Origin of the sequence: Actinomadura sp. NPDC000929 (genome assembly GCF_040492065.1) — a bacterium.
In the GTDB taxonomy this organism is placed as follows: Bacteria; Actinomycetota; Actinomycetes; order Streptosporangiales; family Streptosporangiaceae; genus Spirillospora; species Spirillospora verrucosospora.
Genome location: NZ_JBEUPA010000004.1, coordinates 100,971 through 126,265, shown reverse-complemented (window position 1 = coordinate 126,265; position 25,295 = coordinate 100,971). Strand labels below are relative to the sequence as shown.

17 protein-coding genes are annotated in these 25,295 nt (G+C 70.6%); 13 read left to right on the top strand and 4 right to left on the bottom strand.

Annotated features, from left to right (window positions below; all coding sequences use genetic code 11):
• The first annotated feature begins 1 nt into the window (after window position 1).
• From ABWI04_RS02810 to ABWI04_RS02785, 6 genes are all read left to right on the top strand, one after another.
• Complete coding sequence (locus ABWI04_RS02810; RefSeq protein ID WP_345172318.1) at window positions 2-961, top strand: DnaJ C-terminal domain-containing protein; 960 nt, start codon at window positions 2-4, stop codon at window positions 959-961.
• Window positions 961-1,305 (top strand): chaperone modulator CbpM, encoded by a 345-nt coding sequence (locus tag ABWI04_RS02805; protein ID WP_345172316.1) that lies wholly within the window; start codon window positions 961-963, stop codon window positions 1,303-1,305. Before ABWI04_RS02810 ends, ABWI04_RS02805 begins: the two co-directional genes overlap by 1 nt.
• On the top strand, window positions 1,287-3,902 hold the full coding sequence (clpB, locus tag ABWI04_RS02800) for an ATP-dependent chaperone ClpB (RefSeq protein ID WP_353831291.1): 2,616 nt from the start codon (window positions 1,287-1,289) through the stop codon (window positions 3,900-3,902). The genes ABWI04_RS02805 and clpB overlap by 19 nt, the downstream gene beginning before the upstream one ends.
• 40 nt (window positions 3,903-3,942) lie before the next feature.
• Entirely contained in the window at window positions 3,943-5,103 is a 1,161-nt protein-coding gene (locus ABWI04_RS02795; RefSeq protein ID WP_353831290.1) for a glutathione-independent formaldehyde dehydrogenase, read from the top strand.
• 1 nt (window position 5,104) lies between these two features.
• Window positions 5,105-5,653 (top strand): type 1 glutamine amidotransferase domain-containing protein, encoded by a 549-nt coding sequence (locus tag ABWI04_RS02790; RefSeq protein ID WP_353831289.1) that lies wholly within the window; start codon window positions 5,105-5,107, stop codon window positions 5,651-5,653.
• Between the two features lie 193 nt (window positions 5,654-5,846).
• Window positions 5,847-6,956 carry a hypothetical protein gene (locus ABWI04_RS02785; RefSeq protein ID WP_353831288.1) on the top strand — a complete coding sequence of 370 codons (1,110 nt, stop codon included), beginning with the start codon at window positions 5,847-5,849 and terminating at the stop codon, window positions 6,954-6,956.
• A gap of 117 nt (window positions 6,957-7,073) precedes the next feature.
• Here the strand turns inward: ABWI04_RS02785 and ABWI04_RS02780 are convergent, their stop codons facing one another.
• Together ABWI04_RS02780 and ABWI04_RS02775 are read right to left on the bottom strand one after the other, a co-directional pair.
• On the bottom strand, window positions 7,074-8,249 hold the full coding sequence (locus tag ABWI04_RS02780; RefSeq protein WP_353831287.1) for a zinc-dependent alcohol dehydrogenase: 1,176 nt from the start codon (window positions 8,247-8,249) through the stop codon (window positions 7,074-7,076).
• A complete protein-coding gene (locus ABWI04_RS02775; protein ID WP_353831286.1) occupies window positions 8,246-8,788 on the bottom strand; it encodes an SRPBCC family protein in 543 nt (180 codons plus the stop codon). The genes ABWI04_RS02780 and ABWI04_RS02775 overlap by 4 nt, the downstream gene beginning before the upstream one ends.
• 840 nt (window positions 8,789-9,628) lie before the next feature.
• Between ABWI04_RS02775 and ABWI04_RS02770 the strand changes: the two genes are divergently transcribed.
• From ABWI04_RS02770 to ABWI04_RS02755, 4 genes are read left to right on the top strand one after another with little or no spacing between them, the layout of a single operon-like run.
• A complete protein-coding gene (locus tag ABWI04_RS02770) occupies window positions 9,629-12,325 on the top strand; it encodes an amino acid adenylation domain-containing protein (RefSeq protein WP_353831285.1) in 2,697 nt (898 codons plus the stop codon).
• Window positions 12,322-14,526, top strand: coding sequence for a WD40 repeat domain-containing protein (locus tag ABWI04_RS02765; RefSeq protein ID WP_353831284.1), 2,205 nt, complete (start codon window positions 12,322-12,324; stop codon window positions 14,524-14,526). The genes ABWI04_RS02770 and ABWI04_RS02765 overlap by 4 nt, the downstream gene beginning before the upstream one ends.
• Window positions 14,519-18,028: a hypothetical protein gene (locus ABWI04_RS02760; RefSeq protein ID WP_353831283.1), complete on the top strand. Its 3,510-nt coding sequence runs from the start codon at window positions 14,519-14,521 to the stop codon at window positions 18,026-18,028. Before ABWI04_RS02765 ends, ABWI04_RS02760 begins: the two co-directional genes overlap by 8 nt.
• Window positions 18,021-18,785: a hypothetical protein gene (locus ABWI04_RS02755; protein WP_353831282.1), complete on the top strand. Its 765-nt coding sequence runs from the start codon at window positions 18,021-18,023 to the stop codon at window positions 18,783-18,785. The genes ABWI04_RS02760 and ABWI04_RS02755 overlap by 8 nt, the downstream gene beginning before the upstream one ends.
• An 85-nt stretch (window positions 18,786-18,870) precedes the next feature.
• Here ABWI04_RS02755 and ABWI04_RS02750 read toward each other — a convergent pair whose 3' ends face one another.
• Window positions 18,871-19,692: a hypothetical protein gene (locus ABWI04_RS02750; protein ID WP_353831281.1), complete on the bottom strand. Its 822-nt coding sequence runs from the start codon at window positions 19,690-19,692 to the stop codon at window positions 18,871-18,873.
• A 447-nt stretch (window positions 19,693-20,139) separates the two neighbouring features.
• Here ABWI04_RS02750 and ABWI04_RS02745 point away from each other — a divergent pair, with 447 nt between their 5' ends.
• Complete coding sequence (locus ABWI04_RS02745) at window positions 20,140-21,420, top strand: NYN domain-containing protein (protein WP_353831280.1); 1,281 nt, start codon at window positions 20,140-20,142, stop codon at window positions 21,418-21,420.
• A 172-nt stretch (window positions 21,421-21,592) separates the two neighbouring features.
• Window positions 21,593-22,624, top strand: coding sequence for a hypothetical protein (locus tag ABWI04_RS02740; RefSeq protein ID WP_353831279.1), 1,032 nt, complete (start codon window positions 21,593-21,595; stop codon window positions 22,622-22,624).
• Between the two features lie 196 nt (window positions 22,625-22,820).
• Here ABWI04_RS02740 and ABWI04_RS02735 read toward each other — a convergent pair whose 3' ends face one another.
• Window positions 22,821-23,234 (bottom strand): hypothetical protein, encoded by a 414-nt coding sequence (locus ABWI04_RS02735; protein WP_345172285.1) that lies wholly within the window; start codon window positions 23,232-23,234, stop codon window positions 22,821-22,823.
• Window positions 23,235-23,559: 325 nt separating this feature from the next.
• Here ABWI04_RS02735 and ABWI04_RS02730 point away from each other — a divergent pair, with 325 nt between their 5' ends.
• Window positions 23,560-25,194, top strand: a complete 1,635-nt coding sequence (locus ABWI04_RS02730; RefSeq protein ID WP_353831278.1) for a LamG domain-containing protein — start codon at window positions 23,560-23,562, stop codon at window positions 25,192-25,194.
• Window positions 25,195-25,295 lie beyond the last annotated feature (101 nt).

The window sequence follows — 25,295 nt, the reverse complement described above, 5'->3', positions numbered from 1 at the left end:
GATGGCCGTCCAAGATCCGTACGAGGTGCTCGGGATCTCCCGGGACGCCGACCAGGACGAGATCCAGCGGGTCTACCGCAAGCTCGCCCGGGCCCACCACCCCGACATCAACAAGGACCCCGGAGCCGAGGAGAGGTTCAAGGACGTCTCCGAGGCCTACGCCATCCTGTCCGACCCCGAGCAGCGCCGCCGCTATGACGCCTTCGGGCCCGACTTCCGGAGGGTTCCCGAAGACGTCGACCCGGACATGTGGGCACGCTCTCGTGCGGGCGCCGCCGCCGGCGCCGGACGCGCCGGACGCGCCGGGCCCTACGCCACCACGGGCGGCGGCCGCACCGGCGGGTTCGGCGAGGACATCGACCTGGAGGATCTGTTCGGTGGGATCTTCGGTGGCCGCGGGCGTGGCGGCGGCGGCTGGTCGGCCTGGTCCCCGTCGCAGGGCGCAGACCAGGAGGCCGAGATCGAGGTCAGCGTCGAGGAGGCATACCGAGGGACCAGACGCACCATCACCCTCGAACGTCCAGGAGGCCGGCAGACCCTCGACGTCACCGTTCCCGCCGGTGTGACCGACGGCCAGCGCATCCGGCTGGCCGGGCAGGGCGGGAGCGGCGACACCGCCGGCGACCTTTTCCTGGTGGTGCGGATCGCCCCCCATCCCCGCTACCGCGTCGAAGGTCGCGACATATACACCGACCTGCCGCTCGCTCCGTGGGAGGCCGCCCTCGGCACGACCGTGGCACTGCAGACGCCCGGCGGCGAGGCCAAGGTGAAGGTGCCCCCCGGCACGTCCAGTGGACGGCGGCTCCGGCTGCGCGGCCGCGGGCTGCCCAACCCCCGCGGCACCCCGGGCGACCTGTTCGCCGAAGTCCGGATCGTGGTGCCGCCCGAGCCATCCGAGACGGAACGCCGGCTGCTCGAAGAGCTCGCCTCGGCGTCACCGTTCGACCCGAGGAGATCGTGATGGTCCAGCTGCTGCCCGGCACGGTCTACGCCATCGTCCCGACCCGTTCCCGGCGGATGGACCTCGACGCCTTCGCCGAGGCCGCTGGAATCCATCCCGAGCTGGCACGCCGGCTGGTGCGTCTCGGGCTGCTCGATCCCGAACGCGACCGCTCCGGCCGGCTCTGGTTCCCGCCCGGGCAAGTCGCCGCATACGCACGCCTCGAACGCCTGCGGACGGGGCTCTGCCTCAACTACGCCGCGCTGGGACTCGTGGTCGAACTGCTCGACCGCGTCGCCGAGCTCGAGCGGGAACTGCGCATCCACCACCACACCGGAGGCCGACCGTGGACCCCAACCGCCTGACCCAGAAATCCCAGGAGGCCTTGCACGACGCCCAGACCAAGGCCTTGCGCTTCGGCCATGTCGAGGTGGACGGCGAGCACCTCCTACTCGCCCTGCTCGACCAGCCCGACGGACTGGTCCCGCGGCTGCTCACCGAGGCGAAGGCCGATCCGGCGCGGTTGCGCGAGGCGCTGGAGGCTGAGCTGGGACACCGCCCCAGCGTGAGCGGTCCCGGCACCGAGCCCGGCAAGGTCCTGGTGACCCAGAGGCTCTCCCGCCTCCTCGACACCGCCCAGCAGGAGGCCGAACGGCTGAAGGACGACTACGTCTCCGTGGAACACCTGGTCATGGCACTGCTGGAGGAGGGCTCGGCGACGGCGGCGGGACGGCTGCTGGGCCGTCAGGGCATCACCAGGGACTCCTTCCTGGAGGCCCTCACCCGGATCCGCGGGAACCAGAGGGTGACGTCCGCGATGCCCGAGGTCGCCTACGAGGCGCTGGAGAAGTACGGCCGTGACCTGGTGGCGGATGCCGCGGCAGGCAAACTCGACCCCGTCATCGGCCGGGACACCGAGATCCGCCGTGTCGTCCAGATCCTGTCCCGCAAGTCCAAGAACAACCCCGTGCTGATCGGCGACCCCGGCGTCGGCAAGACCGCCATCGTCGAAGGGCTCGCCCTGCGCATCACCAACGGCGACGTCCCCGAGGGCCTCCGCGACAAGACGATCTTCAATCTGGACATGGGCTCGCTCGTCGCCGGCGCCAAGTACCGGGGCGAGTTCGAGGAACGCCTCACCGCCGTGCTCAACGAGGTCAAGGCCGCCGAGGGCCAGATCCTGCTGTTCGTCGACGAGCTGCACAACGTCGTCGGCGCGGGCGCCACCGAAGGGGCCATGGACGCCGGCAACATGCTCAAGCCCATGCTCGCCCGCGGCGAACTTCACATGATCGGCGCCACGACCGTGGAGGAGTACCGCAAGCACATCGAGAAGGACGCGGCCCTGGAGCGGCGCTTCCAGCCCGTGCTGGTCGACGAGCCCACCGTGGAGGACACCGTCTCCATCCTGCGCGGCCTGCGCGAACGCCTTGAGGTCTTCCACGGTGTGAAGATCCAGGACGCCGCCCTCGTCGCCGCCGTGACGCTCAGCCACCGCTACATCTCCGACCGGTTCCTGCCGGACAAGGCCATCGACCTGGTCGACGAGGCATGCGCCATGCTGCGCACCGAGATCGACTCCCTGCCGGCGCCGCTGGACGAACTCACCCGCCGCGTCATGCGGCTGGAGATCGAAGAGGCCGCACTGTCCAAGGAGGAGGACGCGGCGAGCAAGGACCGCCTGGAGAAACTACGGAAGGAACTGACCGGGCTGCGCGCCGAGGCCGACTCCATGCGTGCCCAGTGGGAGGCCGAGCGCCAGGCGCTCCGCAAGGTGCAGGCGCTGCGCCAGGAGATCGAACAGCTTCGGCAGGAGGCCGCTCGCGCCGAGCGCGACTACGACCTGAACCGTGCAGCCGAGCTGCGGCACGGCAAGCTGCCCGACCTGGAGCGGCGGCTGCGCGCTGAGGAAGAGCGATTGGCCGGCAAGCAGGGCGGCGGACGGCTGCTGCGCGAGGTCGTGACCGAGGAGGAGATCGCGGCGATCGTGTCGCGCTGGACGGGCATCCCGGTGAGCCGCCTGCAGGAGGGCGAGCGGGACAAGCTGCTCAAGCTCGACAAGGTTCTGCACGAGCGCGTGGTCGGACAGGAAGAGGCCGTCCAGCTGGTGTCCGACGCCATCATCCGCGCCCGCTCCGGCATCAAGGACCCGCGCCGCCCCATCGGCTCGTTCGTCTTCCTCGGCCCCACCGGCGTCGGCAAGACCGAACTGGCCCGCACCCTCGCCGCGGCCCTGTTCGACACCGAGGAGAACATGGTCCGCATCGACATGAGCGAATACCAGGAGCGCCACACCGTCAGCCGGCTGGTCGGCGCACCTCCCGGCTACGTGGGATTCGAGGAGGGCGGCCAGCTCACCGAGGCCGTCCGGCGCAAGCCCTACTCCGTCGTGCTGTTCGACGAGATCGAGAAGGCGCACGGCGACGTCTTCAACACGCTGCTCCAGGTGCTCGACGACGGCCGCCTCACCGACGCGCAGGGCCGCACCGTCGACTTCCGCAACACCGTCATCATCATGACGTCCAACATCGGGTCGGAGCATCTGCTGCAGGGCGTCACCTCAGAGGGTGACATCGAGCCGGGCGCCCGCGACCGGGTGATGGGCGAGTTGCGCCGCCACTTCCGTCCGGAGTTCCTCAACCGGGTCGACGACATCGTCCTGTTCAAGCCGCTCACGCTGCCGCAGATCGAGCAGGTCGTCGACCTGATGTTCAACGACCTCCGCGCCCGGCTGGCCGACCGGCAGATGCGCCTGGCGATCGACGAGGACGCCCGGCGGCTGATCGCCGAGCAGGGCTTCGACCCGGTGTACGGCGCCCGCCCGCTCCGCCGCTTCATCGCCCGCGAGGTCGAGACCCGGCTCGGCCGCGCGCTCATCGCGGGGGATGTCCGGGACGGCGCGACCATCCACATCACCGTCGCGAACGGCGAACTGAACGTCCGCTACGAGAATCCGGTGTGACGGACCGGGTGAGTGAGGTAACTGCGACAAGGGGGTAATCATGAAGGCAGTGGTGTACGAGGGACCGCGGCAGGTCAGCGTCAAGAACGTGCCGGACGCGCGGATCGAGCGGCCCACCGACGTACTGGTGCGGATCACGTCGGCGAACATCTGCGGCTCGGACCTGCACATGTACGAGGGCCGGACGGACTTCGAAACCGGCCGCTCGTTCGGACACGAGAACCTGGGCCGGGTGGTGGAGGTAGGTGACGGGGTCGACAAGGTCCGGGTGGACGACTGGGTCGTCCTGCCTTTCAACATCGCGTGCGGACATTGCAAGAACTGCGAGCGTCAGCTCACGAACTACTGCCTGACCGCTCAGCCTGAGCCGAAAATGGCCGGCGCCGCGTACGGCTTCGCCGACATGGGCCCCTACAGCGGCGGACAGGCCGAGCTGTTGCGCGTGCCCTGGGGTGACTTCAACTGCCTGCGGCTGGGCGAGGACGCCGAGCAGCGCCAGACCGACTACGTGATGCTCGCCGACATCTTCCCCACCGGCTACCACGCCACCGAGATGGCCGGCGTGCGGCCCGGCGACCAGACGGTCGTCTACGGCGCGGGTCCGGTCGGGCTGATGGCCGCCCTCTCGGCGACCATCCGAGGGGCGAGCAAGGTGATGGTCGTCGACCGGCATCCCGACCGGCTGCGACTGGCCGAGTCGATCGGCGCGATCGCCATCGACGACTCGAAGGTCGACCCGGTGCAGGCCGTTCTGGACGAGACGATGGGCCTGGGCGCGGACAACGGCTGCGAGTGCGTCGGCTACCAGGCGCACGAGCCCGACGGGCAGGAGCAGGCCAACCTGACGATGAACCGGCTGGTCGCCTCGGTGCGCTTCACCGGGAACATCGGCAATGTCGGCGTCTTCGTGCCCCAGGACCCCGGGGCCGCCGACGAGCTGGCCAGACAGGGCAAACTCGCCTTCGACTACGGCATGTTCTGGTTCAAGGGCCAGCACATCGGCACCGGCCAGGCCCCGGTCAAGAGGTACAACCGGCAACTGCGCGACCTGATCGCCGCGGGCAAGGCCGAACCGTCCTTCATCGTCAGCCACGAGCTGCCCCTCGACCGCGCGCCGGAGGCCTACGAGCACTTCGACAAGCGAGACGACGGCTGGACGAAGGTCGTCCTGCACCCGGAGATGGCGGGGGCGGGTGCCTGACATGACTGGAGAGCTGAACGGGCGCCGGATCGCCATCCTCGCGGCCGACGGGGTGGAGCGAGTCGAGCTGGAGCGGCCGCGGCAAGCGCTGGACGACGCCGGCGCCCGCACCGTCGTGGTCTCCATCACCAGCGGCGAGATCCAGGCGCGCGACCACGACCTCGAAAACGCCGGAACCTTCCCGGTAGACCAGCTGGTCGGCGATGTGTCGGTCGACGACTACGAGGCGCTGCTCCTGCCGGGCGGAACGGTGAACCCGGACAAACTGCGGATGGAACCCGCCGCGGTGCGGTTCGTCCGGGACTTCGTCCAGTCGGGCAAGCCGGTCGCTTCGATCTGCCACGGCCCGTGGAACTTCGTCGAGGCCGACGTCGCGCGGGATCGTCGGCTGACCTCGTGGCCGAGCGTGCGCACCGACCTGCGCAACGCCGGGGCCGAGGTGGTCGACGAGCCGGTCGTCACCGACGGCAACATCACCACGAGCCGGTCGCCCGACGACTTGCCGGACTTCTGCGAGCGCATCGTGCAGGAGTTCGCCAAAGCCCCGTAGGCCACCGCCACTGCACGTCGGACGCACGTTCGTCGACCACGAACGTGCGTCCGTCCCAGCGTTTGCCTCCGGCTCTGGATAGCCGATCAGCAGATTGCTTCCCCTCAGAGCGGATCCGGTCCCCGGCACATGTGTCGCGCGACCGCGGGTAGCCAGACGTGGAATTTCATACGGCTACCGGTGGGGAGCGTCCATGGCCGCCAGTGATCAGCAACGGCCGGAGATCGTCGTCGGGCTCGTGGCGACCCCGCCGGACTATCCGGCCAAGGTGGTGGCGCGACTCACCGCTGAGCTGGCCGGCCTGCTCGGCGAACGGGTGGACGCGGACGTGCGGTGGACCGTCCGGGAAGGCTGGGGTGAGGTGGCCCCCCGCCGCGACGGCGGCGTTGAGGCGCTACTGGACGATCTCGCCCGCCGGCGCGCCGACGCCCGGTGGGACGTCGCGATCTGCCTGACCGACCTGCCGCTGCACACCGACGGGGTGCCGCTGGTCGCGCGGACGTCCGCCCGGCGCGGAGTCGCGCTGGTGTCCTTGCCCGCGCTGGGGCTGCGCCATCTGCGAGCGGTCCGCGCCGCCGTTCCGGAGCTCGTGGGCCGGCTGCTCACTGACGCTCGCCAGGACCGGGTACCGCCGGCCGGCCAGGCACCGGGCGAGCTGGCCAGCCAGGTCGGCGCCATTCACCGGGTGGTCGGCGAGACCGATGCCGGGGAACTGGGTTACGTCGCCTCACAGTTGATCGGCCGGGTGCGGCTGGTGACCGGGATGGTCCGGGCGAACCGCCCGGGGCGCGCCCTGCTGGGCCTGTCCAAGCTACTGGTCGGTGTCTTCGGCACGGCCGCGTTCGCGCTCACCACCAGCACCATCTGGGAGATGGGCGATGCGCTCGGCCCACTCCGCCTCACCGCGATCATGATCCTCGGGCTGACCGCACTGGTGGCCTGGCTGATCATCGCGCACGACCTGTGGGAGAAACCGGACCGGGAGACACCGGCCGAGCTGGCCCGGCTGTTCAACGTGGGCACGATCCTCACCCTCACCCTGGCCACCGCGGTGTCCTATCTGGTGTTGTTCGCCGGAACGATTCTCGCCGCGGCGCTGCTGATCGACGCACCGGTGCTGGAGCAGACCCTGCAGCGGCCGGTCGATTCCACCGACTACCTGATGCTGGCCTGGATCATCAGCTCGATGGCCACCGTCGGCGGCGCGATCGGCTCCGGGCTGGAGGACGAGGACACGGTCCGGGCCGCCGCCTACGGCTACCATCCCGACCCCGGCGGCTGGCGGGACGAGAAGGACGGGTAGCTCCCGCCTTCACAGCAGCACCCGTCCGCAATGCCGGGCGGCACCGCAAACCGGCGCCGCCGGACAGACCCGCAGCCGGCCACCGCGCTCGTCGCGGCGGCCGGCCGGGGAGGGCCGTCAGGGTTTGAGGACGACCTTCTCGCAGTCGTCCTGCTTGTTCTTGAAGAGCTCGAAGCCGCGTTCCGCCTCGTCGAGCGGCAGCGTGTGGGTGATGATCCGGGTCGGATCGAACTCTCCGCGCTCGATGCGCCGCAGCAGCGGCTTCATGTAGCGCTGTACGTGGCACTGACCCGTACGCAGGGTCAGCGACCGGTTCATCCACGCGCCGGCGGGAAACTTGTCCAGCAGGCCCCCGTAGACGCCGATCACCGAGACCACGCCGCCGCTGCGGCACGACAGGATCGCTTGGCGCAGCGCGTGCGGGCGCTCGGTCTCCGACCGTACGGCCTGCTTGACCCGGTCGTAGGCGGCGATGTGCGCGCTGCCGTGGGAGGCCTCCAGGCCGACCGCGTCGATGCACTTGTCCGGTCCCCGGCCACCGGTCAGTTCGAGCAGCCGGGACCGTACGTCGACCTCCTCGAAGTTCACCGGCGTGTGGCCCGCCCGTTCGGCCATCCGCAGCCGGTAGGGCTCCTTGTCGATGGCGATGACCTTGGCGGCTCCGAGCGCCCGGGCGCTGTCCATGGCGAACTGGCCGACCGGGCCGGCACCCCACACCGCCACCACGTCACTGGGCTGGATGTCGCACATCTCGGCGCCCATGTAGCCGGTGGGCAGGATGTCGGAGAGGAACAGCACCTGCTCGTCGGTCAGGTCGGACTCGATCTTCAGCGGACCGACATCGGCGAACGGCACCCGCGCGTACTGCGCCTGTCCGCCCGCGAAGCCGCCGGTCAGATGCGAATAGCCGAAGATTCCGGCGACCGGGTGACCGAACATCTTCTCCGCGACCCCGGCGTTGGGGTTGGAGTTCTCGCAGCAGGAGTACAGCTCGGCGGCGCAGGCGGCGCACGCGCCGCAGGCGATCGGGAACGGCACCACGATCCGGTCTCCGACGCGCAGCCGGTCCGGATCGACGCCCGCGCCGACCTCGACCACCTCGCCCATGAACTCGTGGCCCATGACGTCGCCGTCCTGCATCGTCGGCACATACCCGTCGACCAGGTGCAGGTCAGAGCCGCAGATCGCGGTAGAGGTGATCCGCACGATGGCATCGCGCCTGTTCAGGATCGTCGGGTCCGGCACGTCGCGGACCTCGACCTTGTTGCGGCCCGCCCAGGTGTTCGCTCTCACTCGTCCGCTCCCTTCGCGAGCTCGGATTCCGAGAGCGGTTGCGCTGGACGCTGCGGGAACTCCTTGCGGGCCCGCTTGCCCCACGGGGCGCCGTCGGACCGGACCACCTCGCCGGTCTCCAGCACCTGCTTGAGCCGGCGCAGGTCGTCGTCGAGCTGCTGGTGCGGTTCCTCGCCGAAGTACTTGGCGACCGTCTTGCCGACCGTGCCGCCCGGAATGTCGTACACCAAGCCGACATGCACCTCGGTGCTCGCACCGTCCGGGGCCGGCATGAACCGGACCGTGCCGGAGTTCGGCACGTCGGCGTCGCCCGTCGACCGCCACCCGATCTTTTCGCCGGGAGCCTCGTCGGTGATCTCCGCGTCCCACTCGACGTCGTCGCCGAACGGGGCGCTGGCGACCCAATGGCTCCTGCGGTCACCGGTGCCGCGCACCTCCGCGAGATGTGCCATGAACGTCGGCAGGTTCTCCAGATCGCGCCAGAACGCGTAGACCTCCGGTACGGGTTTGCGAATGGTCGTCGTGGCCGTCAGTTCCATGGACCTTCCTCTGCATATGCCCCGCACCCCCAGCAGCAGGCGATGTCCTTCGCCTGCCTGGCCGGCGCGCCGGTCAGCAGGTCCGCCACCCTGATCCGACGACGGCGGCACCGACGAGCCGCCGCCGAATGCGCCGCCCGGTGGACGCTGGCCAGCCGAGCGAGATCAGGTTTACCGCGTCACCCACGATCCGGGGCGCGGCTGATCACGCTCTGCCTACCCCTCGAAATGCCCCCAACCCACCTATCGATCACTGTCTGTGACGCACCGTTTACCCAGGCCGCCGCACCATGGCGTCGATTCACAGGGCAGCCCAGCTGACGCAGCCCACCCGAGCGCAGACCATCTGCGCCACCGCAACCCGACACATCCGAGGGATGACACAGCACGACCAGCAAGGCTGACTTCCTTCGCACGCCTTTATCGTGCGCCCGGACCGTGGAGCGCCCGGCGTGAGGCCATGTGTGGCCTGAACGCCATTACGCGCTTTGCGCGTCTTGACTCCAGGATCGCCACTCCGGAGTCTGGCCTGTACGAGTTGGGTTTCCCGCCACGCGCAGTATGTCGCCCGCGATGCGCCGTCCATGTGGCTGAGTGGCCAGCTCCTCAGGAGGTGGCCCATGGAGTTGTCCACCGAGATGCTGCGCGCGCTTGCCGACGTCGATGCCGACCGGTGTCTTGGCCGTACGAATCCTGGTGTCGCATCCCGAGGAGCCGCCCGCAGGGCCGCCGGATTCGCATCGGCCCGGCTCTGTGAGCGGGTGCATGTGGCTTCCCGGCGGTGGCGGCCGCGCTCGGAGTCACCTTGGGAGATGAGGGTGATGTGACGGGGACGAGGCGATGATCAGGGCGTTGGTGGCGCGACCGGCGGACCACCTGCTGCTGGGGGTGGAGTGGTCCGGCATGACCGTCACCGGCGGAGGGGCGGCGCTGGTGGCCGGCCCGGGCGGCGGGGTTCTCACGCTCTGGTTTCCGCCACAGCACCTGGCCGAGGAGACGATCGCCGAGACCGCCGGGGCCGCCGGGCGGCGGCGGGCGCGGCTGTCCGGGTCGAGCGCGCTGCGGTTCGTCGTGCCGGCCGGGAACAGGGTCGAACTCACCGTGGAAGGCCTGGTCCGGGCCGCCGGCGAGCTCGCCGTCGACGCCGGTAGCGTGGTTGAGCTGCCGTGGCGGCTGAAGGTCCGCCCCCAGGGCCAGGGCGGACGCCCGCTGCGGGCCGGCCACCCTGTCGGCACGGTCCCGGATGAGACCAACCCGCTGTGGCGTACCCGGTTGCACGCTTCCGAGCCCGGCTCGGGGGTGGAGCTCGTGGTGGTGGACGGGACGGCGGCAGGCATCGGCGACCCTCCGGACTTCGTGCCGGCGCTCGACCGGTTCGCCCGGCAGTCCCTTGCCGAGCTGACGGGCAATGCGCCGGCGCGGTCACGCCTGTTCGAGCTGAGCGCGCTCGGGGGCTCCCTCGTGGCCTCCGGACGCTGGCCGGAGACGGAATGGGACCACAGCGCCGTACTCGGCCGGGACATGTCCGTCCGCTTCCTCGCCCGCGGCTACCTCTACCCGTTCGGGCACCGGGCCGTCTACGAGAAGTCGGTGGTGCGCGCCTTCGATGCGGCCGAGCAGGTCGCGGTGCTTCGCCACGCGTACCAGCTCACGGTCGTCGAGCCGGTACGCGGCCGGTCTCGGGACCCGGCCATCAGCCGCCGGTTCCCCTTCGACGAGGTGGAGGTCTCCCGAACCGTCTTCACCGAGCTCGAGCACCCCGACTGGCAGAGCTTCGATTCCGGGGACGGACAGCGCAGGGACACGTACTTCCGGCCCATGGCCTCGGCCGGGCAGCCCCTCCTCTTCCCGGTGGAGTGCCACGCGCCGAACGGACCCGTCCGGCTCGAAGTCCCGCTCGTGTTCGTCGCGGACCGGTCGCTGGACACCGCGGCGGCCTCGCGGCTCGCCGAGGAACTCGGGAGGTTCTACGGCCGGGTCACGGTCACGATCCCGCCAACCCCGCTCGACCTCGTCCGGGCGCCCGAGGCCGCACCGGCGGACGTCCACCTGGTCCGCGGCTTCACGCTCGGCGGCCGGTTCGACCACGCCGATCCGGGGGCCGTCCTCGAGGAGCTGGAGATGACGCTGCCGGCGCTGGGACGGCTGCTGGACCAGGCCGACGCCTACCACCCGTTCCGGTACACCGACGCCTTCGCCGAGCAGGGCGAGTCGGCGTTCGCGATGCTCGAGCTCGCCGCAGGCGAGGCGATACCGATCGACTTCGCGGGGCGGGCGGAGCGTTCCGGCGGGCTGGCGGCGCTGGCGTACCGGGTCAACGCGATCTCCCGGGACTACGGCCCCGTCAAGGCCGCCGCGGGCGCCCTGGTGTCCTCCCCGGCCGGCCTGTTCGACGCCGGGGCCGGCCTGCTCGGCTACCCGCTGCGCGAGATCGTCGAACGGATCGACGTGCCTCCGATGATCACCTCGGAGATGCGGCCGGGCCGCGGTCCGGTCGTCACGATGAGCTGGTCGCAGCCGGGCGCCGTCACGTTCCGGAAGAACCTTCCGGGATTCGTCGCCAAGGACACCACCCGTCTCGAACTGAACGTGGTCGCGTCCGACACCGGCACGAGCGTGACCTGCACACTGCATGACTTCGGGCTGCGGCTGCCCACGTCCAACCCGCTGCTCGAGCTGTCGTTCGCGAAGATGACGTACGTCCGGCGGACCGGGCCCGAGCCGCCGGACCAGGGCGCGCCTCCCAACGGGCTCACCGTCGAGGGCCTCGGGGCGAAGCTGCTGGGCGGCCTGAAGCTGCTCCAGGAGCTGGGCGACAACGTCGCGATCGGCGCCGCCGGGCCGAAGATCACACCGTCCACCGACGGGGTCGCGGTCGATTACACGCTGCCGCTGCCCGCCGTGACATGCGGCGTCTTCGTGATGCGCAACATGCTGTTCCGGGCCGGCGTCGACGTGTCCTTCACCGGCGCGTCACCCGTGGTCGTGCTCGGTTTCTCCGGCCGGACGAACCCGTTCGTGCTGACCGTGATGGCGTTCGGCGGTGGCGGCTACCTGGAGCTCGCCGCGGACCAGAACGGGCTGCGGCGGCTGGAGGCGGCGCTGGAGTTCGGGGCGCTGGTGGCCGTCGAGTTCTACGTCGCGCGCGGCGAGGCCCACATCCTCGGCGGGGTGCGGTTCGTCTGGGACTCCGGCGAGCTGGAGGTCAGCGGCTACCTGCGGATCGGCGGCGCCCTGGACGTGCTGGGGCTGGTCTCGGTCTCGGTGGAGTTGAGGCTGGAGCTGACGTACCGGTCGGCGACGAACGACTTGGTGGGCCGCGCCACCGTGATCCTCGAGATCGAGGTCCTGTTCTGGTCGGAGCGTGTGGAGCTGGACAGTGGCGAATGGCGCCTGGTCGGCGGGGGCGCGCCGGCACTGACCCGGCCCGCGGCCTTCGCGGCCCTCACCGCCGACGGCGACCACGACCCGGGGCTGGAGAACTGGCGGCGGTACCGCAGCCGCTTCGCGCCCGCGCCTTCGAAGGAGGAGCCGTGAGCAGCGTCCCCCCGGTCGCCGAGTTCGACCTGCCGTTCGCCCCGGACCGGCTGTTCTGGACGGACGGCGATCATCTGCTGGCCGCCCGTACCGGGACCACGGATCCCCCGCTGAAGCTGTCGGTGCCCGGCGGGCAGGCTCAGCCCGCGTGGGGAGAGGATCCGAGCGGCCTGCCCCGCGGCACCCTCACCGCGATCACGGTCCAGGCCGCGTACGGGGTCTGCGCGTACGCCGAACGGATGCAGGTTCCGCACGACACCGAGCCGTTCCAGCGGCTGGTGGGGCTCAACGTGCACACCGGCGAACGGTTCTGGCAGCGGCAGTACCAAGGCGCGAGGGACCTCGCGTTCGGCGACGTCGGAGATCCGTTCCTCCTGGCGTGGACCGATGACGGGTTCCTCGCCTACGCGATGGAGCCGGGCGATCCTGCCGGGTGGACCAGGTCCGTGTCGCTGCTGCTGAGCCAGCCGTGGTGCCTGGGACCCGACGGCTCGCCCTCGTTGCTCGCGTACGGCTCGCCACCCTCGATCGTCGACTGCGCTACCGGCGAGCCGCGACCTTCGAAGCAGACGCGGCCCCTCCTCGGCGAGTGCCGGCAGCTGAAGTGGGCCACCGGCGAGATCCTCCTCGCGGTGGGCGAGTCCTTCTGGGTGGACGAAGCGGGTGGCGAGCCCGGCACCTCCGGCTGGATCATGGAGTTCGAGGGCGACGGGTACGTCGAGTACCGGCTCCCGGCCGGAGATTCGGTCGGCTACCACGGCATCGCCACCAGTCCGTCCGGGAAGTTCGTGGCCTACGCCTCGGGCTCCGAGCTCACGGTCCGGACGCTGCCCGGGCTGGCCCCGGCGAAGGATTTCCGTACGCTGCGGCTGGACCCGGCTGCGGGCAGGCCACGCTGCGTCCGATTCAGCCCCGACGGCGGGCTGCTGGCCGTGAACGCCACCCCGTCCGGCCCAGGGGTGACGCTGCTCGAGGCCGGCACCGGCGCCTGCCTTTGGCGGCATGACGGCGAGGCCGGCCGGATCGAGTTCAACCCCTCCGGCACCCGGATCGCCCTGTGCGGCGGCAACCGGGTCACCTGCTACGACATCGACGACGTCGCGGCGGCCGCGTGGACCCACCGGCAGCAGTGGGAGCGGCGCGGCACCCCGTACCGGATGGTGCTCGCCACGATCCCGGACTCCCAGGCGCCGGAGCGGGAACGGACCTGGATCGGCGTGGTCGGTGCGGGCGATGGGCCCGGCGGCTTCGAGTACTTCCGCAGGCTCGGCGACGCCGTCCCCCTCTACGAGAGTGAGCCGGACGCGCGGGTGCTCGGCCTGGCCGTGAGCCCGAGCGGTGACCACTGCGCGGTGTGGCTGGCCGACACAAGACTCGTGGCCCGTACGCTGCTCGGCACGCCGTTGCAGTCCTGGCCGCGGCGCCCCTCCGCCGCCACCCGGGCCCCGCGCGAGGCGGCGTTCGTCGACGACCGGCGGCTCGTCGACGTACGCGGCGACACGTGGTTGCGGTTCTACGACGTCAACGAGCAGGACCCGACGAGCGTGCAGTTCGACGAACCGCTCGAGCGGGTCGCGGCGCTTCCGGCCGAATCACCCGACGACGCGGTGATCGCGGTGGCGAGCCGGAACCACTGCCGCCTGCTGCGCCACGACGGCGAGCAGATCCTCGAGAAGCCGATCGACGTCGACGGCAAGATCACCTCTCTGGCGTTCGCCGTGCCCGGCGAAGGGAGCGCCAAGCTGGTGATCACCAGCGGCAACGCCGACGCCGCGCTGGTGCTCGTGGACATCCGTACCGGCCTCACCGAGACGATCCCCCACCACACGGGGATCGACCAGGTCGCGGTGAGCCCGGATGGCCGGCTGCTCGCGACCGCGGCGGGCAACGACGTGCGGGTGACCTCGGTCTCCTCCCCCGGTGACGCGCACACCGCGTGGCGGCTGCCGTACCCGGTCACCCGGCCGGTGTTCTATCCGAAGGGACGCGCCCTGCTCGTGGCGACCGAGCAGCCGTACCTGTACATGTTCGACCTTGACGGCGAGGCGGTCGGACGCGGGGTTCGCGACGACGCGGACGCCTTCTGGTGGGGTCCGGTGGCCGGCGTTTCCCACGACCTGGGATTCACCGCCGACGGCAGGGTGCTCACCGTCGCCTGCGAAGACGGAGTCCATTTCTACCGAGGCCGGGGCGATGAGTGACCTGGTGCTGATCGCGGTCCCGAACCGCCTGCTCACCCCGGCCGACGTGCCCGGCCACGAGATCGGCCGGCCCGCCGTGCTGCGGGTCGTCGTGGTTCCGAGGCTCGACGGCGACTCCCTGACGGCCGAAGGCCTGGACACGTGGCCGAGGATGCTGCTCGACGACCTGGACTTCCGGCTGTACGTCAAGAATCCCTCAGGCGTCCAGGCGACACGGTTCCGCCCGGTGCTGTACGACTCCGTGGCCCGCCAGGACGTCTGGGACGCCGTGTTCCGGGGCGACGCGGCCAGGCTGTTCGCGAGCCTGCGTGAGCCGGACAGCGCCCTGGTGACGCCCCGGTATGGCGACGCCCAGCGGATCGGCCTGACGTACCGCGAGGTGAGCGAGGCGCTGGCCGAACCCGACGGCGCCCCCGACCTGGCGCGGTATCTGCGGCCGTGGGCCGCCGTCCCTCCGCCGGAACCGCCGCGGGACTCGCCGCTGCTGGACTCGGCCATGGACTTCCGGCGCACGTTCGGGCTGATCCGCGAGCATCCGGAGGTGCTGCGTGACCTCGGGCTGGTATTCGAGCTGCTGATCGACGCCGGCGAGCTGGCCGACGGCGATCGGCTGTCGGTGCGCGCGTACGGCACCGACCTCGTGCTCACCTCGCCGTGGACGTGGTACGAGCTCGACACGGAGGGATTCTGGCCGGGTGCCGGCCCGGAACGGGCCGGTGACGTACGGCGGGGGGTCGTCGACCTGTCGGACGCACCGCGGATCGACCTGGTGGACGAGACGCGCGACACGCCGCCCTGGGCGATCGCGACCTTCGACGTGGACGGCGGGGTGATCGGACTGCGGGCGGCCGCACGGCTGCTCGCCTCCGGCACTGATCCGGCCGGGCCCTCCGCGCCGAGCGGGCCGGGCGCACAACTGCCCGCGTTACGGTCGGCCGGGCTGATGCTGATCCGCCCTGACCGGCAACGCGAGTTCGAAGACCGACTCGACCGGGCCGCCCTGCGCGCCCACAACCGCGTCCACGCCACCGACGGCAACGCGGAGGACGAACTGGACGCCACCGATCTGGTGCTCGGCTATCGAGTGGACGTGTTCGACGCCGACGACCCCCGGTGGCGGTCGTTGTGCGCACGCGAGGCCGCCTACTCGGTGCTCGACGCGGCGGGCGACCGTATCGAGATCGGGACCGGGCGGGGCCGCCGGGAGGAGGGCCACGTCAAGCACCTGGCCGCCGTACGCGGCGAGGACGGCGTGATACGCGCGGACGAGATCGTGGTGCGGTGGGACGGCTGGAGCCTCGCGGTGCCGCCTCCCGAACTCGCCCACCGTCCCGACCGGACCTGGCAGGCCGCCGCCCCGCGCATGGCCGCCCCGTACAACCTGGACTGGAGCTTCGACGTGCCGGAGGGGGCGCTCCCCCGGCTCCGTTTCGGCCGGCGCTACCGCCTACGCGTGCGCGTGGCGGACATCGCCGGCGGCGGCCCTGATCTGGACGCCGTCACCGACGACTGCGCCAGCGACGAGATCGCCTACCGCCGGGCCGAGCCGGTGGCGCCGCCCCGCCTGCACGTGGACTCCGCACCGCTGCCGGGCGCGGCCGTCGACCACCTGGTGATCCGCAGCGACCAGGGCATGACCGCCGAGGAGTTCGCCGCCGCCGAACCCCGCTACGCCGCCCGGGACGCCTGCACGCTGCATCCCCCGGCGGCCGTGTTCGCGCTGATCGAGCAGCACGGCGTATTCGACTCGATGACCGATGCCGAGAGTTGGCGGCTCGCCGCGCAGGCGTTGCGGGTCGCGCCCGGCGACCAGCCCGCGCTCTCTCTGCCGGACCCGGCGGCCGCCGGGGTGGCCGCGTACGCCGGCGGGCCGTGGTCGGCGGCGGACTGGCGCCCCTGGCCGGGCACCGACTCCAAGACCGTCGTGGTCGGGGACCACGTGCCCGAGGGCACCGGGGTCGCGCTCAGCTGGGAGAACGACGATCGGCTCCGGATCGACCTGGCTCCCGGGGAGAGCGCCGACGTCGAGCTCTCCTCCACGGTCACGCCGGGCTTCCTCCCGCACTTCGCCGTCCACGAGTGGCTCGGGCCGCGCGCCGCCCCCGGCGGAGTCACCAGCGGGAACGCGCTCCGGGGGCGGCACCCGCTGCTCTCGCCGCCGGTGACCGTGCACGCCGTGCACGCCGTACGCCGGCCCAGGATCGCCCCGGTATGGCGGGATTTGCAGGCGACTCGCGGCGAGGGCGACACGGCGGCCATCGTCACGGCGGAATTCGCCGAGGACGGGCTGCACACCGCCAGCACGGGCAGGGTGGAGGTCGCCGCCGCCTGGGAGGAATGGTCGGACGACTCCGTACAGCCGATGACGGCAGGCCACGTGCACGACCGGGACGTCGACCGTGACCAGGCGCCGCGACTGCGCTTCGCGCACCAGCTCGGTGACACCCGGCATCGCGACGTCACCTACACCGCCAAGGCGGTGAGCCGCTACCGGCCGTACTTCGCCCCGGAGGACCCGCCGGGGGCGTTCGAGCTCCTGGGCGAGCCGCGCACCGTGGTGGTGCCGTCGTCCGCCCGGCCGCCGAAACTCGAGGTGCTTGCGGTGCTGCCCGGTTTCCGTTGGTCGGAGGAGACCGGGCCAGACCGGATCGTACGCCGCCGCTCCGGCAACCGGTTGGTGGTCGAGCTGGCCCGCCCCTGGTACGCGACCGGTGCGGGCGAGTGCCTGGGCGTGGTCGCGTCCGAGAGCCCCGGCGATGCCGCGCATCTGGTCACCGAGCTGGCCGGAGACCCCGTCTACGCATCGCCGCGCGTCGGCCGGTACCTGGGAGCCGAGTGGTTCGGCGGTGAGGCGCGTTCCGTGCGGCTGCCCGGCGGTGAGCTGACCGCATCGGTGATCGCGTGCCCGGTCACCTTCCAGGGCGACGCGTGGCGCGCCGAGGTGGCGCTGACCCCGCCCGCCGACATGCGCGCGTACCGGCCCTTCGTACGGCTGGCCGTGGCCCGCTACCAGCCGTACAGCCTGCCGGCGCTGGAACTGTCGCCGGTGGCCACGACGGAGCGGGTGCCGCTCCTGCCCGACCGGGAGATCGTCGTCGAGCGCGCCGGGGGACGGCTGCTCGTCCGGGTGCACGGCGTCGGGCCGCGGCCGCCGAACCGAGTCGAGGTCGGCATCGACGAGGCCCCGGACGGCGGCCCGGCGCCGGAGCTGATCGCGGTCGACCCCGCCACCGACCCCGGCCTGCCCGCGTGGCGCCCGCTGCCGACGTTCACGCGGACCGGCGACGCGTCCGGCGCGCCGATCGAGCTGCCGCTGCCGCCCGGAGGCCGGCCGCTGCGGCTGCGCGTGCGGGAGGTCGAAGACCTGACTCCGCTCGGCGATCTCGCGGCCCCGGAGGAGGGCCTCGGCGCGCAGCCGCCGGAGCTGACCGAACGCACGGTGTTGATCGACCACATCCCGATCCCGGGCGGATGGCCGCCGGAAGGGGACGACCATGGGTGAGCTGGAGATCTGGGTGGACACAGGCGGACTGACCCAGACCCCGCCGATCGATGTGAACGTCGCCGACGACGGGTCGGGGATGCTGCGCGGCACGATCAACTTCGTCATCCACAACGCGGGCACGGACCCCGTCACCGCGACATTCGACATCCTGCCGGACGAGGGGACCCCGGCTTCGTGGTTCCGGGTCGAGACCGACCAGTTCACGGTGGCCGCGGACGCCTACGTCCAAGCCGGCGTGCAGATCATCATGCCGGCCGAGGGCGGGTACGAGCGCCACCACCTACGGGGACGCGTGCGATCACCTGGTCTCACACCGGCCGTCAGCGAACAGGGTCGCTTCTCCCGGCCACTCCCGTCGGGATGGGGAGGGACCTCGTATCCGGATACCTACCTCGACCTCTCCGACGGCGGCCGCGAAATCTTGTTCAAGTTCCGCGGTCCTGGCATGGATGCGTCTCTACGCTTCAACATCGGAGCACCGGACCCGGAATCGGCCGGCTGGTTCAGCGTGCAGCCGGCGACAGACAGTCCTGGGCCTTTCGGGCTACCGCCCACTTGGGACGGGAGTTTCGCCTGGCGTGTGGTCGTGGACGCCGACGCGCTCATCGCCTCGGGGCGGCCTGGGGTGTGGCTCCAACCATGGGTAGATATCGAGTACTTCCCTCCCATCTCGGAAGGGGATACCTCCATCCCGGCCCCTGAATGGAGGCCGTGCGGGTACTGGTTCGGCTATGGCGTAGAGGTCGGCGGCTGATGAGCACGTCGTAGGCAGGATGCTCACGGGATGACCGGAGGCACCGCAAGGAACTCGGTGCGAGCCGTGTCGTGTTGACTTTGGGTCAGAACTTGGGCGGGAGTACGACGACCAGGATCTGGTAGCCGAGTCCGTCCGGGACCGAGGTGTCCGGCAGTGAGATGCGCTCGATGACGGTCCCGCCGAGCCGTTGGACGATCTGCTCCATCTTCGGCAGCGTGTACGCGTTCGTGGCGATCGTGAGGCGCGCGCCGGACGCCGCGATCCGGCGTATCTCGCTCTCTCCGCGAGGCGTGATGGGCGCGGACCGCAGTGCGATGTCGGTTACCGTGTCGCGGGGAATGGCGTCGGTCAGCGGGCGAGGTGGTCCGCCGATGACTCCGGAGTCGGTGACGAAATCCTCGAAGCCCTGGTACCGGGTCTCCCCTTCGCCGCCGATGTTCACCTTCCGCCCGAGGCCCGGGTTGATCGGCGTGGCGATGTGGTCGACCAGGCGCCCGCCGGCGTCCCTCGGGCACGTGCTGTGGTCGTGGGGAGATCCTTCATGGGTCAGAGAGACGAACAGGCTGAACACGGCGGGCGGCGGTCTGTTCTCGAACGCCACGAGCTCGTTGTCCAGCGCGGCGATGGTCTTCTTGCCGACGATGTTGTCCGGCGTCGTCTGGCCGGGGCCCAGAATGTTGCGCGGTGGTCCTTTGAAGGCCAGTACGGTCCGCGCCGTCGTCTGGCCGTAGAGCATCCCCTCGATCTCGTCAGGAGCGATCACGCCGGCGCCCAACGTGACGAGCGCGGCCTGGATCTTGGAGACGTGGTCGCCCCGGGCGCCGGGTGTGACGTGGCCGGCGTCCGACACCAGGCATTTCTGCAGCGCCACGTCGTCGCGGAAGAGTTTCGACGTAAGAGGCATTGTCCCTCCTTGCCGCACGCCCCGCCGCGCGGCACGTGCGCATCCCCCTGGGTCGACCGCAATGCCGTAACGGTCGAATGCGATTAGCAAAGCACGGGCAAAGGCCTCCTGCTAGAGGCACGGCCGGGTATGGACACCAGCCGCCAACACGATCTTTAAAGCGGCCTGCACCACCCGGCCCCGAACAGCCGAGACCGACAACGGCCACCCTTCGTCTTCAGCCCCTGGTTTGGGATTCAGAAACCGACGAGCGGGCAACGAACGATAGCGGCCTTCCCGAGTTCAGCAGCAAATTCATTCTGGAGCCGGGTAATCCCAGTGGACCTTGTCCATCAACGCGTGGAGCCTGCGTCCGGGAGGAGCGCACCAAAAAAGGCTCACTGAACACCCATGCAACCAGGATCAGCCATCTGGCCTCAGGAGATGCGATGGCGCTAGATTACTGCCATGCACCATATGCGGACTGCACTGTATTTGGACTTTGACAATGTCTTCAGCGGCCTGTGCGAGTTGGATCCACTGGCGGCCGAGCGATTCGCGACGGACCCCGGAGCGTGGCTGCGGCGGCTATCGGAGATCTCGGAGACCGGCGCGCGGCGGCGATGGCTCGTGCTGCGGTGCTACCTGAATCCCAGCGGTTACGTCCCGATGGGTACGGAGCGCAAGTACTTCTCCCGCTACCGGGGCGCGTTCGTGCGGGCCGGGTTCGAGATTGTCGACTGCCCGCGATACAACGCGACGAAGAACGGAGCGGACATCAGGGTGGTCGTCGACGCGATCGACGCGCTGTCGACGGAGCCGGTGTGCGAGGAGTTCATCATCGCCTCGGGCGACTCCGACATGACGCCGCTGCTCCAACGGCTGCGCCGCGCGGACCGGCGTACGCTCATCATGTCGCCGCTGGACGCGGCCGAGGCGTACACCTCGATCGCCGACCAGGTACTCAACGGTCATCAGATGCTCGCGCTCGTCCAAGGCGAATCCATCGACCTCGACGACGACCCGAGCGGAGAGATCACGCCGGAAAGCGACGGCACCGGACATCCAGGAACCGTCGCCGCCCATAGATCCGGTGCCTACGAGTCTTTCAGATCGATCGTGTCGCGTGAGTACAACGGCGCCGCCGAACCGCTCAACCTCGCGGCGCTGGCGCAGCAAGTGCGCGATGAACTGGGCGCCGCCGCGATCGGTCCGAACTGGTTCGGTCTCGGCGGCTTCTCCAGGGCGTTGTGGAGCCTGAACCTGCCGGGCCTGACCATGTCCCAGCACCTGCTGTGGGACGGAAACCGGCACCAGCCGCCCGAGGGCGGCACGCAGAAAGTGCCGGTGCCGGAGCCGATCGAGCGTCTCGGCGACCTGATGAACCTGCCCCAGCTCCCCCAGGACTGGTGGCCCGCCGTCTACGGCGCGCTCTCCGACTACGCGTCCGAGCACACGTTCAACATGACCAAGTGCACTGCCTGGTCGCGGGACAGGCTCGCGGACGGGGGCCTGCGGGTGAGCCGCCAGCACATCGGGTTCGTCATGAACGGCGCCTCTAGAGGCGGTTCCCCGCTCTACCGCGACCCCCCGCCGACCGCGGAGGAGATCGGCGAGGCGTTCGTACGCAGCGTCCTGAAGCGGATCGACTCCAGCGAGACGGTGTTCTCCGAGGAAGACCTCACCGTCGTACGGGGGTGGCTGGACGCGCCGGTGGACCACGCGGCAAGCAGCCCAGGGCAGGAGTAGTGACCGCGGATCGGGCCGGCCATGCCGCAGGGCGTTGTGGAGAACGGTGATCGGACTGTGAGGGTGCCCATTGAGGAGCCGGCGAGGGCGGCGCCGCATTGTCCGCATGCGACCGGGTCGACCGTTCCAGTAGACACTGGTGTTTTTTTGGAATTCGTTGGATAGTGCTCGCATGAAACGTGCCATCGCGGCCGGCATCGCCGTCGCCATCGCGTCTCTTCCCGCACCCGCCGTCGCGGCCGCCCCCGAGCTGCGTCCGGCCTCCCTGCCTTTCCTGTGGCCGACGGCGCGGCTCCACGACGTCACCGCCGACGGCGCGGGCGGAGTCTGGGTCGGCGGCGTGCAGGGCAAGTACTGCCTGCACTGGGGCGATCTGTGCCCCGTGTACAACGACGGGAACCCGGTCGTGCGGCGCTGGGCGGGCTCGTCGTGGAAGGAGTATCCGATCAACGGCTGGACGGGCCAGGGCGAGATCGCGCAAGTCGCCTCGGGCGCGGGCGAGACCTGGATCGCCGGCGGACTCGGCGCCAGCGGGAGGTGGAGCACCTACGTGGCCCGCTTCGACGGCTCGGCGTTCCAGAAGGTCGCGGCTCCGGCCAAGTACGTCACCATGCTCGCCACCGGCCCGGCGGGCACCTTCGCCGGCACCTGGGACTTGGAGTCCGGGAACGGGCTGTTCAAGCGCACCGGCGACACCTGGACCGCTGTCGACGTGCCCGGGCTCGACTACGTCGCCGACCTCCAGGCGCTCAACTCGTCCGACGCATGGGCGGTCGGTTACAAGGACGGCGTGCAGCAGGTGCCCGCCGCCGCGCACTTCGACGGCGCGGTCTGGAAGAACGTCCCGCCGCCCGCGGTCAACGACTGGTTCCGCAAGGTCGTCCCGGTCGCCGCGAACGACGTCTGGGGCATCACGGCCAAGCGTTTGGCGCACTGGAACGGCACCGCATGGACCTACATCGCGCCCCCGGCCGGGTACCCCGACCTCGGCGACCTGACCGTGGACGCGTCCGGGACCCCCTTGGTCGCGCCGGAGGCGTCCGCGCCGCCGGAGAAGCCCCCGTACCGCTACAGCGGCGGCCAATGGGAGCCCGTGACGATCCCCGCCGGGACCGCGGTGTACGACCTGGCCGCCGTGCCCGGCGGCATCTGGGGAGTCGGAAGGCAAGGAGAGGATGACCCGGCGGCCCTCAACGGCTCCTAGCACTCGGATCAGTGACGGCCGCTGAGGGGCCCATCACCGAGGACACATCGCGCTGGGGTTGCGTCTACGGAGGCCGTGTACGAGTTCAACGCGATGGAAGCCGACGACGCCGACGGGAGCCGCCCGTGGTGGGCGACCCCCGCCGGCGGTCGCGATCCGATCAACGGATCAGATCGTGCGCGCCCCTAGGACGTGCTCAGCACTTGGGGATCCCCGAGGGGACGCCGGTGACGTTCCCGGAGAAGATCCAGCCCGGGTCCCAGTACTCCCCCGCCGGCGGCTCCGGACGGACGTAGTACCAGGTGTTCCCCGCGTCGTTGACGAACTTGCACCGGGCCCACAGCTTCTGGTTCGTGGGCATGGAGGTCCACCCGATGGTGTCGCAGGTGGCCGACGGGCCCTCCCGCAGTTTCATCGGCTTGTCGGTGCGCATGGACCCGCTGCCGTTGGTGGCGGGAGTCCAGCCGCAGTTGGGCCCCGCGACGGCGGGTCGCGCGGGAGCGGTCTGCGCCGCCTGCACCGGCGAGGCGGCCGCGCCCACGCCGAGGCCGATGGCGGCGACGGTCGTCAGACCGAGCCGGGTGATCTTCTTCGTGCGGAAAGCTGCCATCTTCGTCTCCTTTTCGACTGTGCGGCGAATCTTCTGAAGGCCGGCCGGTCGCACCACCTCCGAGTAAAGGGCTGAAATCCGTCACTCGAAGCATTTGTCGGCGTACGCAGGCCAGCCGAAGAGACCTCCTTTCCTCACCGTGGACGAGCCTGGACGCGCCCTTCCGCGTCCATCAGCAACGTGCTTCGGAGGCGGCTGCACCACAAGGGGATTTTCGTCCGGGACACCAGGTGTGGCCTGCACAAAGGGATAAGAGCGGTGTCCCGGACAGCGCCGGACGGCCGGTCGGACGGCGCCGGTTCCCGGACATCGACAATGATCACCTGTGGACACGATCCGGCGACGCAGCGTTACCCGCCGAAATCGCCCTTGTCAGAGATCTTTGACTGCGGCCATCATTCTTTGCATAGGCGGCGGGTGCCATTCGGGCGGCAGGGGGAACATGGCGCAGGAGATTTTTCTTCCGGAGGACATGCGGTCCGGCGGAGAGTTCGTTTCGTCCCTGCGTCGCCTAAAGCAGCGGTCGGGATTCTCCTACCGGCAGCTGGAGCGGCGGGCGGAGGCGGTGGGCGACACCCTGCCGCGCAGCACCATCGCCCAAGCCCTCACCGGCGACACCCTGCCACGACGAGAAACCGTCGAAGCATTCGTCCGCGCCTGCCTCGGCCCCGAACAAGCCATGATGGGAACCCCGCAGTGGCTGGCCGCGTACGACAGGCTCGCCGAGGGCAACGACTTGGGGGCATCGCCCCGGTCCACCCTCGGAACCGGCACTGGCGATCACCGCTCACATCCGGACCGGCCCAAGGCACAGCGTCGCTCTCGGTCACACGGCAGACCCCCGACCGGCCCCCGACCACCTCGGATTCGCGACGCCGAAGAGTTGATGGACGCCCTGCGCCATCTGAAGCGGCGCTCGGGGTTCTCCTACCGGCAGTTGGAGCGGCGGGCGGAGGCGGCAGGCGACACCCTGCCCCGCAGCACCATCGCCCAAGCCCTCACCGGCGACACCCTGCCACGACGAGAAACCGTCGAAGCATTCGTCCGCGCCTGCCTCGGCCCCGAACAAGCCGTGACGGAGGCAGCGCAATGGCTGGCAGCCTACGACCGCCTGGCCGGTGACGGGTCGCCAGCCCACGCGATGCCCCCCGCGCAGACCTTCCTCCTGGTCGACACCAGGCCGGTTCGACCACAACCGAGAGCGGCCGCGAACAGGCCGCGCAACCGGATCCGGCGATACGCGGTCGCGCTGTCGGCCGCCATGCTGCTCCTTCTGAGCGGCTCCGCGGCGCCGCCGCTCGCGGCCCCGGCGGCCCCGGCGGCCGAGCCGGTGGCCTGGTGGCGGTTCGACGATCCCGAAAACGACCTCGCCGCGGACTCCGAAGGCCGCCATCCGCTGAGAACGGCCGGCCGAGCGAGTCGGATCGCCGCGCCCAGCGGGCAGGCGCTGCTGCTCGACGGCACCGCCCACACCACAGCCCAGAACGCGGTGTTCCGCACGGATCTGGACTTCACCGTCACCGCCTGGGTTCGGCTCGACGCCGGCGACGGTTGGGGCACCGTGCTCAGCGTGCACCACGGCGACTTCGACGTCTTCCTGCTCAGCTACGACTCCGACAAGGGAAGGTGGGCGATCCTGGTCCCGAACCAGGCCACCGGGTGGGCCGACGGCGACCAGACCGTCTTCAGCCGGGAGCGGCCGAAGGCCGGCACATGGACGCACCTCGCCGCGGTGTACGACTTGAAGACGCGGCAGTTGCGGCTCTACGTGAACGGGGAACTCTCGGCCACCCGGTCGTGCCGCAGGCTGGTGCGCGCGACGGGTCCGCTGGAAATCGGCCGGGCCCTCGAACAAGGCCGCCCCATCGACCACTGGCGAGGCGGAATCGACGACGTCCGCGTCTTCGACCGCGCTCTCGTCCGCTCGCAGGTCCGGAGCGTCCTCCTCACCCGTACCTAAAAGCAGCGCTTCCGCCCTTCCGCGTCGGCACTCTCCCGGACACTTCGCCAACGGGCTTGACGTAGTGAGGGCGGCGCTGAGGTTGTGGGGCGTTCGCCAGG

Bases quoted from the DNA above. Each gene is read 5' to 3' on its own strand.
- ABWI04_RS02770 (WP_353831285.1), top strand. From the start codon at position 9,629: ATGATCAGGGCGTTGGTGGCGCGACCGGCGGACCACCTGCTGCTGGGG.
- ABWI04_RS02790 (WP_353831289.1), top strand. From the start codon at position 5,105: ATGACTGGAGAGCTGAACGGGCGCCGGATCGCCATCCTCGCGGCCGAC.
- ABWI04_RS02775 (WP_353831286.1), bottom strand. From the start codon at position 8,788: ATGGAACTGACGGCCACGACGACCATTCGCAAACCCGTACCGGAGGTC.
- ABWI04_RS02785 (WP_353831288.1), top strand. From the start codon at position 5,847: ATGGCCGCCAGTGATCAGCAACGGCCGGAGATCGTCGTCGGGCTCGTG.
- ABWI04_RS02735 (WP_345172285.1), bottom strand. From the start codon at position 23,234: ATGGCAGCTTTCCGCACGAAGAAGATCACCCGGCTCGGTCTGACGACC.
- ABWI04_RS02805 (WP_345172316.1), top strand. From the start codon at position 961: ATGGTCCAGCTGCTGCCCGGCACGGTCTACGCCATCGTCCCGACCCGT.
- ABWI04_RS02740 (WP_353831279.1), top strand. From the start codon at position 21,593: ATGAAACGTGCCATCGCGGCCGGCATCGCCGTCGCCATCGCGTCTCTT.
- ABWI04_RS02750 (WP_353831281.1), bottom strand. From the start codon at position 19,692: ATGCCTCTTACGTCGAAACTCTTCCGCGACGACGTGGCGCTGCAGAAA.
- ABWI04_RS02745 (WP_353831280.1), top strand. From the start codon at position 20,140: ATGCACCATATGCGGACTGCACTGTATTTGGACTTTGACAATGTCTTC.
- ABWI04_RS02755 (WP_353831282.1), top strand. From the start codon at position 18,021: ATGGGTGAGCTGGAGATCTGGGTGGACACAGGCGGACTGACCCAGACC.
- ABWI04_RS02760 (WP_353831283.1), top strand. From the start codon at position 14,519: ATGAGTGACCTGGTGCTGATCGCGGTCCCGAACCGCCTGCTCACCCCG.
- ABWI04_RS02795 (WP_353831290.1), top strand. From the start codon at position 3,943: ATGAAGGCAGTGGTGTACGAGGGACCGCGGCAGGTCAGCGTCAAGAAC.
- ABWI04_RS02810 (WP_345172318.1), top strand. From the start codon at position 2: ATGGCCGTCCAAGATCCGTACGAGGTGCTCGGGATCTCCCGGGACGCC.